Source organism: Paraburkholderia edwinii (assembly GCF_019428685.1).
GTDB classification, from domain to species: domain Bacteria; phylum Pseudomonadota; class Gammaproteobacteria; order Burkholderiales; family Burkholderiaceae; genus Paraburkholderia; species Paraburkholderia edwinii.
The window spans coordinates 2710382-2726577 of record NZ_CP080096.1 but is presented as its reverse complement, the minus strand read 5'-3'; the positions used below and the strand labels follow the sequence as shown (position 1 = coordinate 2726577).

12 protein-coding genes are annotated in these 16196 nt (G+C 63.2%); 4 read left to right on the top strand and 8 right to left on the bottom strand.

Annotated elements, in window-relative coordinates:
- The first annotated feature begins 224 nt into the window (after positions 1-224).
- Both KZJ38_RS33590 and KZJ38_RS33585 read left to right on the top strand, forming a co-directional pair.
- Positions 225-926 carry a potassium channel family protein gene (locus tag KZJ38_RS33590; RefSeq protein WP_219801323.1) on the top strand — a complete coding sequence of 234 codons (702 nt, stop codon included), beginning with the start codon at positions 225-227 and terminating at the stop codon, positions 924-926.
- A 288-nt stretch (positions 927-1214) separates the two neighbouring features.
- Positions 1215-1502, top strand: coding sequence for a DUF1330 domain-containing protein (locus KZJ38_RS33585; RefSeq protein ID WP_219801322.1), 288 nt, complete (start codon positions 1215-1217; stop codon positions 1500-1502).
- Between the two features lie 42 nt (positions 1503-1544).
- Here KZJ38_RS33585 and KZJ38_RS33580 read toward each other — a convergent pair whose 3' ends face one another.
- The 4 genes from KZJ38_RS33580 to KZJ38_RS33565 form a co-directional block, all read right to left on the bottom strand.
- Positions 1545-2408 (bottom strand): hypothetical protein, encoded by an 864-nt coding sequence (locus KZJ38_RS33580; RefSeq protein ID WP_343223864.1) that lies wholly within the window; start codon positions 2406-2408, stop codon positions 1545-1547.
- Positions 2409-2554: 146 nt separating this feature from the next.
- Positions 2555-3298: a MetQ/NlpA family lipoprotein gene (locus KZJ38_RS33575; RefSeq protein ID WP_425518431.1), complete on the bottom strand. Its 744-nt coding sequence runs from the start codon at positions 3296-3298 to the stop codon at positions 2555-2557.
- A 53-nt stretch (positions 3299-3351) separates the two neighbouring features.
- Positions 3352-4335, bottom strand: a complete 984-nt coding sequence (locus tag KZJ38_RS33570) for a formylglycine-generating enzyme family protein (protein WP_219803788.1) — start codon at positions 4333-4335, stop codon at positions 3352-3354.
- A 79-nt stretch (positions 4336-4414) separates the two neighbouring features.
- A complete protein-coding gene (locus KZJ38_RS33565) occupies positions 4415-6373 on the bottom strand; it encodes an arylsulfatase (RefSeq protein ID WP_219801319.1) in 1959 nt (652 codons plus the stop codon).
- An 80-nt stretch (positions 6374-6453) separates the two neighbouring features.
- On the opposite strand from KZJ38_RS33565, the gene KZJ38_RS33560 reads away from it, so the two are divergent.
- Positions 6454-6669, top strand: coding sequence for a proline dehydrogenase family protein (locus tag KZJ38_RS33560; RefSeq protein WP_425518394.1), 216 nt, complete (start codon positions 6454-6456; stop codon positions 6667-6669).
- Positions 6670-6881: 212 nt separating this feature from the next.
- Here KZJ38_RS33560 and KZJ38_RS33555 read toward each other — a convergent pair whose 3' ends face one another.
- The 4 genes from KZJ38_RS33555 to phnA all read right to left on the bottom strand — a co-directional run bounded on the left by KZJ38_RS33555 (position 6882) and on the right by phnA (position 15175).
- Complete coding sequence (locus tag KZJ38_RS33555) at positions 6882-9569, bottom strand: excinuclease ABC subunit UvrA (RefSeq protein ID WP_219801318.1); 2688 nt, start codon at positions 9567-9569, stop codon at positions 6882-6884.
- Positions 9570-9780: 211 nt separating this feature from the next.
- The gene (locus KZJ38_RS33550) at positions 9781-12168 is read right to left on the bottom strand and encodes a phosphocholine-specific phospholipase C (protein WP_219801317.1); all 2388 of its coding nucleotides are present in this window, start codon (positions 12166-12168) and stop codon (positions 9781-9783) included.
- 442 nt (positions 12169-12610) lie between these two features.
- Positions 12611-13891 carry an MFS transporter gene (locus KZJ38_RS33545; protein WP_219801316.1) on the bottom strand — a complete coding sequence of 427 codons (1281 nt, stop codon included), beginning with the start codon at positions 13889-13891 and terminating at the stop codon, positions 12611-12613.
- A gap of 48 nt (positions 13892-13939) precedes the next feature.
- Entirely contained in the window at positions 13940-15175 is a 1236-nt protein-coding gene (gene phnA, locus KZJ38_RS33540) for a phosphonoacetate hydrolase (RefSeq protein ID WP_219801315.1), read from the bottom strand.
- 119 nt (positions 15176-15294) lie between these two features.
- Here phnA and KZJ38_RS33535 point away from each other — a divergent pair, with 119 nt between their 5' ends.
- On the top strand, positions 15295-16173 hold the full coding sequence (locus KZJ38_RS33535) for a LysR substrate-binding domain-containing protein (protein WP_219801314.1): 879 nt from the start codon (positions 15295-15297) through the stop codon (positions 16171-16173).
- The last annotated feature ends 23 nt before the right edge of the window (positions 16174-16196 follow it).

The following is a 16196-nucleotide window of genomic DNA, read 5'->3' as shown; positions in this document are numbered from 1 at the left end:
AGTTCTCAACTTCGAGCGACGACGGCAGCACGTAATCGCAGAACTGCTCGCGCAGCTTCAGTTTGTGCAGCTTGCCAACGGCCGTATGCCGCCCTCAGTACATCGGCGGATGCATGGCACTCACACCATGAGACATACGAAAGCTTCGCTGATCTACCGGTACACGATAAACTGCCCTTTGACGCTAAAGCCGTAACCGGCGAACTCGTGAAAGAAGGTGGGTCATGACATACATGCAGCGATGGCAAGAGCACGTCGCGCGACTGCGCAACGGCGGTATGGTCATTCTTCTGATGCTGCTCGTCATCACGGTGTTCGTTCTACCGCTCGTCGTTACGTCGAGCAGCGTGATCGACAGAGTCGCACAAGACGTGCTTCTGTCGGCTATTCTCGTGAGCGGCCTGGTGGCGGCCGCAGATGGCACGAAAGGACTTGCGTGGTTCGCGCTGGCCATGCTCGCTGCGATTGTCGTGCGCTGGATGGGATGGTTATCGCAAAAGGGCGTCGGGCTGGTGATCTTTGATGAAGTTGGACTCCTTTCACTGACGTTGCTCGGCGCGCTGTTGGGGACCAGGGTGTTCGGTGCCGGCACGGTGACGCGCAACCGGATCGGCGGGGCAGTCGCCCTTTACATGTTGGTCGGGCTCGTTTGGGCTGACGCATATCAGCTCGTCAGCATGGTAGTTCCCAATTCTTTTGCTGGCACTTCGGCGCATGACGGTTCCATCGATCGCTTCACCTGGGTGTACTTTAGTTTCGTCACATTGACGACCGTAGGGTACGGCGACATCATGCCTCTCTCGCGCGCGGCGAGGTCGCTTGCGAATCTCGAAGCATTGATCGGTCAACTGTATCCCGCTATCGTGCTGGCACGACTGGTGTCCTTGCGAGTCGCGGGGAGCGGGTCAGGTTCGAACAACACCTGAGGAAAAACCCGGGGCCGTTTCCCGAATGACAGAGACGGGTTGAATCCGCACTCCGGCACCTGCCTTTCACCTCTGACCCTCCACCGACCGCTCAGGGCCGACATGCGCCCTATGGACCGGAGACCGGCCAGCTCGCTACGATTGCCTCGCTAACGACTGTTTGCCCGGATCGGGTTGTTCTCTCGCCCAGGCGAGCGGTCGACCTCTACGCCGGCGCTGCCGATCGAGGCCCGGCGTAGTTTCATGGCATCATCGTTCCTCTTCACACCATCGCAGGAGCCTACGCCCATGACGACTTACATTGTCTTCACGAAGGAAAGCACGCAGGATCAGGCTGAACTCGACATCTACCAAAGCAAGGTAGGCCCGACGTTCGAGGGTCATCCTGTCAAGATCCTCGCTGCGTACGGCCCTCAGCAGGTTCTTGAGGGCGAAGCGCCCGAGGGCGTCGTGATCGTGGAGTTTCCGTCGACCGCGGCCGCTCGTGCCTGGTACGACAGTCCGGCGTATCAGGAAGTCGCGCAGCACCGGTTCAAGGGTGCGCGTTATCGCGCCGTTCTTGTCGAAGGTGTGTGACGTTTCGGGCCCTGTCCGCGACGCATGCTTTTGCGTCTGTCTCTACCTCGCTCTCAGCCACGATTCGACGCGCCGCGCGGCGCTGGGCGCTGTGTTGTCGCTCATACGCGGCGGATGCGCGAGCAAATCCTTCGCATGCGCGTACGCATCGGCGAATGCGCGCAGTTCGCGCGTGACCGGCCGGTCGTCCGGACGACGGCGCTGCAAAGCGTGCTTGACGTTGCGTTCAATCAGCGCAAGCTGGCTGTCGATATACGCGACACACTCGACGCGACACGCGTCCGAATAGCGCGCGACTGCCAGCAACGCGGGCACCAGTGAGATCGTCAGATAGCCGTCCGCCGGAATGCGCGCCAGCGCGACGGGTGAATCGAACAGTTCGCCACGCAACAATTCGAACACCGTGCGCCCCCAGAACTCGCGGTCCAGCGCGAGTTGCGCGCGGCGTCGTTGAACCGCTTCTTGCGCCGACGCGTCCTGAACGCGTCCGTTCGCGACGAGCGTCACGATGTGCACACGCACGTGGGCGTCATTGGATGCTGTGGCGGTACCTTCGCAACCCTCGCCATGCTGCACGGCCTCGCCCTCGCGGATACAGTTCGCACCGAAGTACGCGCTACTCGCATTCCGCGCGGCCAGCACGACATGCTGCATCGAATCGGGCACCATCGGATCAAGTGGGACCGCTTCGCACAACGACGGCTTGCCGTTCGTGTGAATCGCGCACAAGCCATCGTCGGCGAGCGCCGGGCAACACGCCAGCGACGGGTAATCGAAGCCCTGTGTCGCAATGCTGAACGATTGGTCGGCCAGTAGTGGCGAGCGATGCAGCAGCGCATCCGCGAGCGTGTCGAACGCAGCGACGTCCGCGTCATCGAGCACGTGGTAATGCGCGCCGAACGTCACGCGCTCTCCCGCACGCCGACGCGTCACACGCCCGATCGCAATACATCCGACGAAGCGATCCCGATGTCGAAACAGTTCCGGCAATGCCATCGACGGCGGGCTGTTGCAGCACTTCCCGCACGCCGAGCATGCCAGCGAGAACGCGCTCACCACGGCCGGCGCACCGAATCCTGGTAACGCGTCAGGATGAAATGGGCGACTTCGTTCGAGTGGTATGCGGCGATCAGTTGTGCGACCCATGGTTGCGCGCGATCGACGTCGCGCACTGTCAACACGCCGGCGTACGGCGAACGCGCGTCCTCGATGCCGATGCTGTCGCGAGCCGGATAGAGCCCGGCCTGCTGCGCGCTTGCACTGTCGATAACCGCGAACGTCACCGTGTTCAGCGCCGCGACCAGCCGCTCACGCGGCAAGGCCCGCAGCTTCAGATGCAGACGGTTGCCTGTCACGTCGCGCAGTGCAGCGTGGAGGCCGGCGCGGTCGTCAAAAGTGAGCAGCGTGTAGTTTTGCAGCAGAATCAGCGCGCGCGCCATGCCGTCGCGGTCAGCGGGAATGGCGACGGTCGCGCCCGGCTGGATCTGCTCGAGGGTTGTCAGCTTGCGCGAGTAGAGCGCCATCGGCAGCGTGACCGTCGTCGCCACGCTGGTCAGCGCATAGCCGTTTCGCTTGCGCGAGGCATCGAAGGCAGGTTCGTCCTCGAAGCTCGCCGCGTCGATGTCGCGCGCGGCCAGCGCGGTGTCGATCCGCGAGCCGTCGTCGAACGTGACGACGTCGACGCGCAGGCCTTGAGCCGCGGCCACGCGTCGTACTTCGTCCATGATTTCCGCATACGTGCCGCGCGTGACGCCGACTTTCACGACCGGTGCGGTGGCATAAGCGACGGATGGCATCGCGCAGACAGCCACCGACGCCAGCAAAGCCGCCGCGAAGCTTCGCAGTGTCATCATCCCCGGTCCCGCAAGATAGTCCTGAAGCCGATGTGCGATGCCGGCAAATCCGCTTCCTGCTGCTCGCGGGATGACGCACGGTATCGCACGCAGTAATCGCGCGAACACAGGAACGAGCCACCCTTGATTACCATCAACGTGTCGTGCTTGCGCGTGGCCGGCGCGACGGCCGCCGTGTCGCCGTTCGTATGCGACTGATGCGCGCCGGTGTACACGTCTCGCGTCCACTCCCACGCATTGCCGATCATGTCGTAGAGCTTGAATCCGTTCGACGCATAACAGCCGACCGGCGACAGTCCTGTATGACCGTCCTCGTTTGTGTTCAACACTGGAAACGCGCCTTGCCAGTAGTTCGCGGTGGGCTTGCCGTGTGCATCCCGCGGTGCCGCATCGAGGTCCGCGCCGTCCTCACCGCCTTTGCCCGCGTATTCCCATTCGGCTTCAGTCGGCAGGTCGCGGCCGAGCCAATGTGCGTACGCGAGCGCGTCGGCTTGCGTGACGAGCGTCACCGGCTGGTTCATCTGGCCGTCGATACCGCTGCCGGGCCCGCGTGGCTGCCGCCACGACGCATCCTTCACCCAGGTCCACCAGGCGAACTCGCGAGCGTCCATCTGTTCGCGCGTCGGCGTGCGGAACACCGTCGCGCCATGCTGTTTCTCGGCGTCGGTGACGTAGCCGGTCGCGTGGACGAACGTCGCGAATTGCGCATTCGTCACGTCGGTCTGATCGATCCAGAAACCGCCGACGGTCGTCCGGCCGTCGCCGGCCGGTCGCTCGTCTTCGTAACCGCGCGTGCTGCCGAACACGAATGCCCCGCCATGCAGATGCACCATGCCCGCCTTCGGATCGTCGCGCCAGTTGATCGGCAGGCCGCTGTAACGCTCGCATTGTGTCTCCGAGCCGAGCGGCGCAAGCGGCCGTGAGCGGTTCGCAGCGTCGAACGCGTCCGGTTTGGCCGGCCACGCCGCCGAGGCCGCCATCGCAATGCCGAACACAGCGGCAAACAAGGCGCTATAAGCAGCCAGCGTTTTCACGTTAAGACTCACGACGATCGCTCGCTCAGTAGTAGCCGCGCGGTCGCAGTGGTTCGACGCCGCCGACGCCCGTCATGTATGTGTTCCACTGCTGCACGAGTTCATCGATGATCGATGGATTCTGCGCGGCCACGTCCGTCGTTTCGCCACGATCCGTCGTCATGTCGTAGAGCTGCCAGTGACCGTCCACCGGTCCGAGCGGCGGCTCTGTCCACAACGCTTTCCATTTGCCGTCCGCGCTGCGCAGATAGCCACGGCCGTACGCTTCGTCGCCGAACGACGCGGTATGCACGTCGGCGCTCGACTGATCGGTCAGGAGCGGCAACAGCGATTTTCCGGTGACCGGATACACATAGCGGTTGTTGTAGACGACCTTACCCTTGTTCTGATCGACACCCGTCAGCGAGTTGATCAGCGCAGGCGCGGCTTGCGTCGGCGGTGTGATGCCCGCAACCGCGAGGAATGTGGCGGTGTTGTCGGTGACGTGCGTGAAGACGCTCAAGGTCGGCTTCTGTGCGGTCTGGCCGGGCAAATGCACGAGTAGAGGTGTCGATACGCCGCCTTCGCCCGAGTAGCCCTTCGTCAGCCGGAACGGGGTCGCGCTGACTTCGGCCCAACGCAAGCCGTACTGCAGGCGCTGCGCGTTTTGCAGGCCGTTGTCGCTGCCGAGCGTCGAATACACCGGATCGGCGGCGTTCGCAGTGTCGGTGGCGGTCGGGTCGGCGCCGGAGTCGATCGGCCAGCCTTCCGCGCCGTTATCCGACTGAAACATGATGAACGTGTTGTCGTACTCGCCAATGTCCTTCAGATGCTGGATCAGCAAGCCGATGTTGTGGTCGAGGTTCTCGACCATGCCGGCGTAGATCTCCATATAACGCGCCTGCGCTTTCCTCTCGTCAGCGGAGAGGCTCGCCCACGACTTGTTCACGTAGCCGGGACCATAGTCCGTATAGCCCTGCACGGTGCTATGTACGGCGCTCACGTACTTCGCATTGACCGTGCCGTTGTTGGTGGTGCCCGCGGACGCGCTCAGCGTTTCGGTCGCGCCCGGATACGGGTTGAAGTCGGCCGGGATGATGCCGAGCGCCTTCTGCCGCGCAATCCGCGCCGCGCGGATCACATCGTAACCGCCGTCATATTTGCCGACGTAGTTGTGGAGATACGGCTCTGGCACCTGCAACGGCCAGTGTGGCGATGTGTAGGCCGCGTACGCGAAGAATGGCTTGCCGTCGCCCTTATTGGAGTCGATGTACGAGATCAGGCGTTGCGTATAGAAATCGGTCGAGTAGAACAGGGCCGGGCTGCCACCGGCGCCGCCTGGTTGACCGGGCTGGCCAGGCTGCACGTACTGGCCGTCTTCCGTGTAGTTCTTCGAGCCGGCTGGTTCGTGCGCGAAGTGATTGGTCGCCGCGCCCCCGAGCAGCGCATAGCTGTGCTCGAATCCCCATTGGTCCGGCGTCTGGCCGCCGCCCGTCGCGCTGCCGACGATCCCCGAACCGATGTGCCACTTGCCCGCCATATACGTGTGATATCCGCCATCCTTCAGCAGTTGCGCCACGGATAACGCGCGGTCGTTCAGATAGCCTTCGTAACCCGGTAGGCCTTTACGCTCATCGGTGGGCGCGCCCATCGTGCCTTCGCCGACCAGATGGTGATCGGTGCCCGAAATCAGCATCGACCGCGTGATCGCGCAGACGGTGCCGGTGTGATGGTTCGTCAGGATGCGGCCGGACTGCACGAGTGCATCGAGATTCGGCGTGTTGATCTCACCGCCGAACGCATGAATGTCCGAGTAACCCAGATCGTCCGCCATGATGTAAAGGATGTTCGGGCGTTTTGCGACTACTGGTGTGGACGCTTGCGGCGAGACGGAATCTTCGCCGGAACACGACACGAGTGCGATGAGGCTAACGACGGCTGCGCCGAGCGTACCCAGCCTGAAACCGTTACGGACTGCGGATAAATGCGATCTGGGCGTTGTCATTTGTTCTATTGATCGTTGTCTGAACGCGAGATGGTAGCGATCCGTACGACGTTGTCGAAGCAACTTTTTCTGCAAAGCAAGTGAGCCCGCGTGATATGGCTGATTTCGAGTTTCAGATGTTGCTGGGGGTGTGCGAACAGCTGCGAGACGCTCTGCTTGCGCAAGGGTTTAATGTGCGTGTCTATGTGCCATACGGTTATGACTGGTACGGCTACAGTACGCGGCGAATCAAGGAGAATCCCCGGATTGCCGGATATATCCTGGCAGCGATGATGAGAGACGCTCGGCGGCGCTAGCAGTTGCAGAAGTGTTGGAAGAGCGGGGCCGACCCAATCGTTGGCCCCGCTTTGTATTCATCGAGGCTGACCCGAAAGCCATTGCGCATCGCGAGGCGGTCTGGGTCTGCTACATACTGAACGGCAGCTTTAAGAGGTATTGCCGGCCGGCGCGGGTCGGCTACGGCTTCCTGAAAAAGCCCGGCGCTCGCTAGCGTACACACTTGCTTCTTTCATACCACGAGGTGCTGCCTCAAATACTCCGCGGTGCGGCTTTCCTTCGCTCGCACAACCTGGCCCGGTGTGCCGCTCGCCACGATCTTGCCGCCGGCACCGCCTGCACCCGGGCCGACGTCGACAACCCAGTCGCTTTGCGCGGCGACCCGCATGTCGTGCTCCACCACGACGACGGTATTGCCGGCATCCACGAGTCCCTGCAGTTGCACCATTAGCCGGTCGACGTCGGCGGGATGCAGACCGGTGGTCGGTTCGTCGAGGATATACAGCGTGTCGCCGCGTTGCGCGCGTTGCAGTTCCGTGGCGAGCTTGATGCGCTGAGCTTCGCCACCGGACAATTCGGTGGCGGGTTGACCGAGCCGCAGATAGCCGAGGCCGATGTCACGCAGCACGTTCAGTGCGCGCATCACGCTGGCTTCATCGGCGAAGAAATCGCAGGCCGCATCGACGGTCAAGCCGAGCACCTCCGCGATGTTCTTATCGCGCCACGTCACTTCTAGCGTCTGCGTGTTGTAGCGCGTGCCGCCACAGGTCGAGCAGGGCGCATAGACGCTTGGCAGGAACAGGAGTTCGACGCTGACAAAGCCTTCGCCTTCACACGTCGGGCAACGGCCTTGCACCGCATTGAACGAGAAGCGGCCCGCACCGTAGCGACGCTTGCGAGCCAGTGGCGTGTCGGCGAACAGCTTGCGCACGTGGTCGAAGAGGCCGGTGTAGGTGGCGAGATTGGAACGCGGCGTGCGGCCGATCGGTTTCTGATCGACGCGCACGAGGCGGCGCAGTGCGTCCATGCCTTCGGCAATGCGGCCGCCGGTCGGCGCGCTCGCGCCCGCGAGCAGCGGATCCTGCTCGTCGTCGTCAGGCTTTTCAAAGGCGCGTCCAAGGTGGCTAGCGACCAGTTCCGGCAACGCCTGGCTCACGAGGCTCGATTTGCCCGAGCCCGACACGCCCGTGACAGCAGTCAGACAGCCGAGCGGAAACGCCGCGTCCAGCCCATGCAGATTATTGCGCGTGATGCCGACGAGCCGCAGCCAGCCGGCCGGTTCGCGCGTCACGCGCGCGACGGGCGCGGGCGGCGCAAACAGATGTCGGCGGGTATGTGACGCTTCGATCTTCGCGAGGCCGGCGGGCGGCCCACTATAGACCACATGGCCGCCGGCTTCGCCGGCCGCGGGACCGACATCGACGAGCCAGTCGGCGCGGCGCATCACCTGCAGATCGTGTTCGACGACAAACAGCGAATTTCCCGCGGCCTTCAGGCTCTGCAGCGCGCTGAAGAGCGCTTCACCATCTGCGGGGTGCAGGCCGGCCGATGGCTCGTCGAGCACATACACGACGCCGAACAACTGCGACGATAACTGCGTGGCGAGTCGCAAGCGCTGCAGTTCGCCGGATGACAGGGTGGGCGTACTGCGCTCCAGCGCGAGATACCCCAGGCCCAGATCGACCAGCGTCGTCAGGCGTTCGAGCAATTCGGCCGCAATGCGTTGCGCGGCGACGCGTTTTTCCTCGGACAGGTTGGGTGTGCGCCGCACGTCGGGCGAGGCTTTATGCGCGGACCCGCCTGCAGCGATCCGTTTATCGACGGCATCGCGCATCGCGCTTCTGCTGAGCACGCTGCCTTTGCCGACGCCTTTACCCGAATGAGCGGCATCCGGCTCGGGCCATTCGCCGCGCGCGATCGGCTCGAGCATCCCGGCAAGTCTGGCTAGCGGCAACTGAGCGAACGCGCCGATATCGAGCCCGGCGAATTTCACCGACAGCGCTTCCTTCTTGAGCCGCTTGCCTTGACAGGCCGGACAGACGCTGCCGATCATGAATTGCGACACGCGCTTTTTCATCAGCGCGCTTTGCGTGTTCGCGAAAGTGTGCAGCACATAGCGGCGTGCACCGGTGAATGTGCCTTGATAGCTTGGCTCGTCCTTGCGCTTGAGCGCGGCACGCGTTTCTTTCGGTGTGAGTCCGGCGTAGACGGGCGCAGTCGGCTGTTCGTCGGTGAAGAGAATCCAGTCGCGGTCTTTCTTTGGCAAATCGCGCCACGGCTTATCGACGTCGTAGCCAAGGGTCACCAGAATGTCGCGCAGGTTTTGTCCGTGCCACGCGGGCGGCCATGCAGCGATTGCGCGCTCGCGGATGGTCAGCGAGTCGTCGGGCACCATCGATTTTTCGGTGACCTCGTACACGCGGCCAAGTCCATGGCAAGTCGGACAGGCGCCTTGCACCGTGTTCGGCGAGAAATCCTCGGCGAACAGCATGGGCTGCTTCGGCGGGTAGTCGCCCGTGCGCGAATAGAGCATGCGCACGAGACTCGACAGCGTGGTCACGCTGCCAACCGACGAGCGCGCGCTCGGCGTGCCGCGCTGCTGCTGCAACGCGACCGCGGGCGGCAGGCCTTCAATGGCGTCCACTTCGGGCACGCCAACCTGCTCGATCAGACGCCGGGCATACGGCGCGACCGATTCGAAATAGCGCCGCTGCGCTTCGGCGTACAACGTTCCAAATGCCAGCGATGATTTGCCCGATCCGGACACGCCAGTGAAGACGACCAGCGCATCACGCGGAATCTGCACATCGATGTTTTTCAGATTGTGTTCGCGAGCACCGCGCACCCGCACGAAGCCAGTGAAGGCGGGTTCCCCGGACGGCGGCGGCGCCGGGCGAGCCCGGTTGTGGATGGTGTCCATATCGATGAGGGGCGAATAAGCATGACCCTGGGGGGCCAACGCTAGTGAAGTTGCACGGAGCATGCCCGAGGGGCATGTGGCAATGATGCCAGTGACCTTCGAATGGCCCTGGGTCGACTCCCCGATTCAACAATTCACCGATTCACCGATTCCCTCAATGCACGAGAGGCACCGGGCTAATGCCCGGTGCCTCTCAACCTCTCATCTTCGATCAGAAGACGTCGATCATCCCCATCGCAGGATCGCTCACCGAGTGACGGCCGGTTTCGATACGCCCGGCGATGCGACGCACGAAGCTGCGGTCCGTGCTGCTGGTGATCTCGAAGTCATACCAGAAGCCGGTCTGGGCAAGGTTCCAGAAGAGCGCGACCGGGAGGATGCTGTTCGTGCTGACCGTCCAGCTGTGCCCTGGGTCGAGGCGATCATTCTGCGGGAACGGAGCGGGCGCCGGCCATGCGCCGAAGCCCGGCACCGGGAACCCGCCGAAGCCCAACGGCCGTTCGCCAAAGACCGGAATCGGCAGACCTGGGAGCGCCCGCAGCGCGCCGTAGACCTTGTTGGATTTCACGGTGAACTGCGCGTGGCCAGCACCGTCGTTGCGCAGTTGAAGGTGCAGGTTGCCGGTCAGGGAGCCGTAACCGACGCGAGCTTCCAGATTGGCGGCCCGGTGCCCGTTCAGCGCGGTGAGGTCGCCCTTGAATTCGCGATGGTAGCCGTTCGGGCCGAGTACCCACAGGTCGTACTTGCCCATGTCCATGGAGGTTGGCGCCCACACGTCGTCGAGCGTCTTACCCGGCTCGACTGCGTAACGTTTCGGCACGCGGTCCAGGTGCAACTTGTCATAGACATGGAACACCGCACCCTGACGACCGGTATTGGCGAATAGCAGTTTGACGGTGCCGGCGCTCGCGTCCACGTGCGCGCTGGTGTGCAGCTCGTACGGCAGCGCGCGCGACGGACGGAAGCCGCTCGCCTGCTTCGGCATGCCGCGGCCGGCGTCCGGCACGATCTGGCCCATTGCCTGCTGCGTGGCGCGCAACGCATCGGCGTCGGCCTTGCTCTTCTCGCCCGCGAGGGTCGGCAGCGGTTCGTTGTTCGGGCTCGCGAAGTTGAACGCCGAAGTCAGATCGCCGTTGATCAGCCGGCGGTACGGCGAGATATTGCTTTCCTTGATGCCGAAGCGAGCTTCGAGGAAGCGCAGCACCGACGTGTGATCGAACGTCTGCGAATTGACCCAGCCGCCGCGGCTCCACGGCGAAATCACCCACAGCGGCACGCGTGGACCCGGGCCATACGGCTTGCCGTCCGGCGCGGCCGGCTGGCTGTCGGGCGTTGCACCCGTGTCGGCGCGGGTCACGTACGGGTGGGTGAAGTATTCGACACCCAGCTCGGCGCTGTTCAGCGTGGTCTTTCCGGAATAGGTGCCGTCACCATTCGGCGACGGGACGGCAGCCGGCGGCACGTGGTCGAAGAAGCCGTCGTTCTCGTCGAAGTTGACCAGCAGGACGGTCTTGCTCCACACCTCCGGCACCGCGGTCAACGCGTCGATAAACTGCTGCACGAACCATGCGCCCTGCACCGGGCTCGAAGGCCCCGGGTGCTCGGAGTAGACGTCGGTCGGAACGACCCACGAGACTTCCGGCAGACGGCCGTTTCTCACATCGTCGGCGAACGCCTCGACGAAGGTGCCGTTGGTGTTCGGGTCGGTGTCCGTGGTCGGCAGGGTATTCGCGTAGCCCTTGATCAGCGGCTGCGCGGCGGCGTCGGCGGGGTTGTAGACCGGCTCGGCGGCCTGGCTCAGCGACGTGTTGACCTGACGCTCCTTCGGCAGCGCCTCGTTCGCCTGGCGGTACTGCCGGAAGCCGAGCAGCGGGTTGCAACCGTAGGTGTTCTTGATGTTCTGATACACCTTCCAGGTCACGCCGGCCTCTTCCAGCCGCTCAGCGGTGGTCTTCCAGTCGAAGTACGCCGATGCCGACGTGGTGACGGAGAAGTCGCCGCTGAAGTTGTTCACGAAGGTCTTGCCAAACGCCGGACCATTCGTGCCGGTGGAATGGAAGATGCGATTCGGGTGCGTGCCGCCAAGGAACGCGCAGTGGTAATCGTCGCAGAGGGTGAATGCTTCGGCCAGCGCTCGCTGGAACGGGATTTCAGCTGTGTCGAAGTAGCCCATTGTCTGGTTCTTCTTGGACACCGGCCATGCAGCCATGCGGCCACCATCCCATGCGTTTTGCGTGTCGACCCAGCTATGCGGCGTGCCGGTCACGCGTTGCGCATTGCCCTTGGTCTCGTCCAGATGGTAGGGCAGGTCCACGTTGCCGTTGGCGTCGATCTGCTGCCACACTTTACGGCCGTCCGGCAGCGGAATCGTGAAGCGATCGCCATAGCCGCGTACACCCTTATAGGTGCCGAAGTAGTGGTCGAACGCGCGGTTTTCCATCATCAGGATCACGACATGCTTGACGTCCTTGATCGTGCCGGTCTCGTGATGCGCGGGAATCGCGAGCGCACGACGGATGCTGGGTGGAAATACGCTGAGCGCAGCAGCCGACAGGCCGGCCGTGGCGGAATGTTGTAGAAATTTGCGGCGGGAGTTCACGATGCAGGTGCTCCTTCTTTTCGGGGTGGTCGTCGATACCTTCGATAGCGTTCACCGCAGCCGAATGGTCCAGCGAACCGGCATGGCTTGTCACGATCGATGCGCTTGCATCGTTCGCGCTCCATGCTCGATATCGCCCGTTAGGACGGCTGCCTGCCGAGACCCCGCTCGTGGAAGCTCAAGGATGTCTTGTTGCGCGCCCGTAACCCTGTCGTTCGGTAATTGTCAGGATCGGACAACTGACGAATATAGGGAGCAACGATGACGGTACGGTGTCGGCGCTCAAATAGTTTTTGTGGTCGACGTACACGCGATGGTGTGCAAAAAGTTTCGCTGATCTGCGATCACGGTGTCGCGCCGCTCCTCGCATCAGGTGATCTCGCGGTCGCCGCGCAAGGCACGTCCGCTCGCTTCTGACGCACGTCCTGGCGAGCGAGACGTTCTAACGCCGGATCGCCATCGACATCACCGCGCTCGCCGCGCACAGACCCGCGACGATCGGAAAGATCACCGACGTTTGATGCGTCGCGTCAATCACGTGTCCGATCACGGGTTCGCCGAAGCCTGCGAAGAGGTAGGACATCGTGTTGAGCACCCCGGTCGCGGTGCCTGCCGCGCGGCGGCCAAAGATGTCGGGGCACAGCGCCCAGAACGACGACGCCGGGCCGAACGTGAAAAAGCCGCACGCGAACAGCAGCATCACGCCGATCACGCTGCCGTGCGGTGCGAACAGCATGCAGATCGCCGTCACGGAGGCGATTACCATGTACCAGACGATCGCGAGATAGCGGCGGCCCTTGAAGAGCGCATCGGAGATCCAGCTATTCGACAGCGAGCCGAGCGCCATGCCGACCGGCAGCGCAACTGTGATCCACTTCGGATCGATCAGCGCTGACGATGCCTTCCAGTCGCTGCCGAGAAAATGCACCGGCACCCATACGACCAGCGCATAACGCGCCGCGTTCTGGAAACCGATCGCGAGCCCGATGAGGTAGAGCCGCCAATTGCGCATCACCAGCGCGTAGCGTTGCGCGCTGGTGAGATCGTCGCTGGCGTCGGTGGACGCAGCGGCGCCGTCGCGATCGCTTTCATGCGTCGCTTCCGGCTTCTCCGCGACGAACAGCAACAGCACGACCGCGCCGAGCAGCATCGACAGCGGCGCGAGCCGGAAAATCCACTGCCAGCCGAGATGCAGCGTGCCGAGGATCAACACTGGCAATACGTACGCGAGCACGGACGAAAATCCGGAGAAACCGACGTACACGCCGTACACGAATCCGCGCCGCTCCTGCCCCCACCAGTTCGACAGTAGCCGGCTGCCGGGCGCGAAACCCATCGACTGGAAAAAGCCGTTCATGCCCCACGCGATCAGAAAGAATACGAACGCGTGACCGAAACTGAACAGCCAGTTCGCCGCCAGCGACAGCACCGCGCCGGCAATCATCATCGTCTTACCGCCGAGCTTGTCGCCGAGATTGCCGTTGATGAACTGGCCGCCCGCGTAACACCACAGCATCGTCGCGCTGATCCAGCCCAGTTGATATTTCGACAGGCCGAAATCCTGCTGGATGCCGGCGACCGCGAAGCCAAGCGTCTGCCGGCCGGTGTAATAGAAGAGGTAGCAGAAGGTCACGCCGATCAGCGCGCGCCAGCGATATTGCGCAAGTGAGGTATGCGATTCGATCGACGTATACGGCAGTGCGTCACGCGTATTCGTGGGCATGTCTTGTCTCCTGAGCGGCGCACGGTCTATGCCGTGCTGGCCGGATTTTTATACGGCGTGATTGAGTGCGAGATCGAACGCGTCGAAGTTGCGCAGACGGCGATTGGCGTCGAGATCGCGCAGCCTGCGATTGAGGATCAGCGGAACTTTCTGTTCAGCGATGCCGCCGTGCGAACGCAGCGGCACGGTGAGGCCCGAGAGATCGTGCTTGTCGGCGGCGCTGCCGAGGGCAGTCAGCCGTTCGCCGATGACGACCAGATCGCCGATGCGATCGGTGGGCAGTTCGAAGCGCTTGCTCGCGGCTTGCTTGTCGAGCACCGCTTCGACACCGTCCAGCGACGCGATGAAGGTGCTGACTTCGTTTGCACGCGCTGCGTCACGCAGGTAGATCGTCGCGTAGGAGCCGAGCGCACCGTGGTGAACCACGTACGGATCGGTGATCGGCAGCAGGACACGTGTGCGTTCCGCGCCGAACTTCTCGTCGAGCCGGTCCTGCAGATACACGACGCGCGGCCGCCCGATCGCATCGGTCTTCGCGTTCATGCCGTGATCGGCGGTGATCGCGAGGATCGCGCCCGCTTCGTGGTACTTCGCGAAGTAGCCGTCCATCATCGCGTAGAAATCGTTCGCTTCCGGCGTGCCGGGCGCGTGCTTGTGCTGCACGTAATCGGTGGTCGACAGGTACATCAGGTCGGGGCGCTCGTGACGCAGCAGTTCGAGGCCTGCAGCAAACACGAACTCGGACAACTGCGCGCTGTACACCGGTGGCACCGGCATGCCGACACGCTCGGCGATCTGCTCGACGCCATGCGTATCGCGGCGCACTTCGTCCGCTTTCTCGGCGGAAAAGCAGATTCCGCGCATTCCGTAGCCGAGCAGCGCGCGCAGCTTGTCCTTTGCGGTGACGACGGCGACGCGTCGTCCTGCGCGCGCCATTTCGGCGAGGATAGTTGGGGCGCGCAGATATTTCGGGTCGTTCATCAGCACCTCGGCGCCGCTGGCTTCATCGTAGAAAAAGTTGCCGCAGATGCCGTGCACCGACGGCGGCGCGCCCGTGACGATCGACAGGTTGTTCGGGTTGGTGAACGACGGCACGACGCAATCGCCGGTAAGCACTGTGCCGAGGTCGGCATCGCTCAGGCTGGCGAGAAAGGGTGCGCGGCCCGCGAGGATCGCCTGATTGATGTACTCCTGCTCGCAACCATCGACACAGACGACGATAGTGGACGCGCTCGGCATCGAGTAGGCGCGGCCGTTGACAACGAGTCGCTCGGAAGTGGACATGTGGCACCTTTTTCGTGTGGGTGTGTGAAGTGGTTTCCAGCGTAATAGGCGTAATCTGCTCACACAATCGATAAAATTGCGCCAATACTGTTAAAAAAGCTGACGGGTCGGGTGACGCCATGAGACAGAAGCTGCCGCCGCTAAACGCGTTGCGGGTGTTCGAAGTTGCAGCACGCGCGGGCAGTTATTCCGCCGCCGCGCGCGAGCTGAATCTGACGCACGGCGCTATCAGCCGGCATATCGGCATCCTCGAAGACTGGCTCGGCCAGCCGCTTTTCACGCGCGACGGCCAGAGCATGGTGGCGACGCCGCACGCACGCGCGTTCGCCCGCGAGATCAGCGCGGCCTTCGATCACGTCGCCGATGCCGCCGAGCGTTACGGCCGGGCGCAGCAGACCAAGGTCATTCGCGTGAGCGCGTCGGCGACGGTCGCGATGCGCTGGCTGATCCCGCGTCTCGCGGGTTTTACGCGCGTGCATCCGGACGTCGACGTTCGTGTGTCGACAGCGATGTCAACGGAACCGGAACTGCGCGGCAGTTTCGATCTCGCCATTCGCCGCCACGTGCCGCCAGCCGGCCAATTCCAGAGCTGGCTGTTGCTCGAAGAGATGAACACGGTGATCGCGAGTCCGGCACTGCTGGCGCGTACGCCGCTTGTGCGCATCGAACAATTGGCGGAGCAGACGTGGCTCACCAGCGAAACGCGCCCCGGCGATTGGGAAGCGTGGCTCGAAGCTGCCGATCAGCCGACGCTGCGAGCGAATCGCGCGCTGCGCTTCGATCATTTTTTCGTGACGTTGCAGGCGGTGGTCGATGGGTTGGGCGTCGGCGTTGGCCCGTTTCCGACGCTCGACGCGGATCGTGAGGCGGGGCGGATCGAGACGCCGTTTGCGGATCGTTTGTCGAAGGGATCGAAGTACTACGCACTGGTGCCGCTGGATGTCGATAAACCGCGTCACATGATGGACTTCATTGCGTGGCTGCAATCACCGCACTGAGAAAACCTGGCCGATTGCATTCG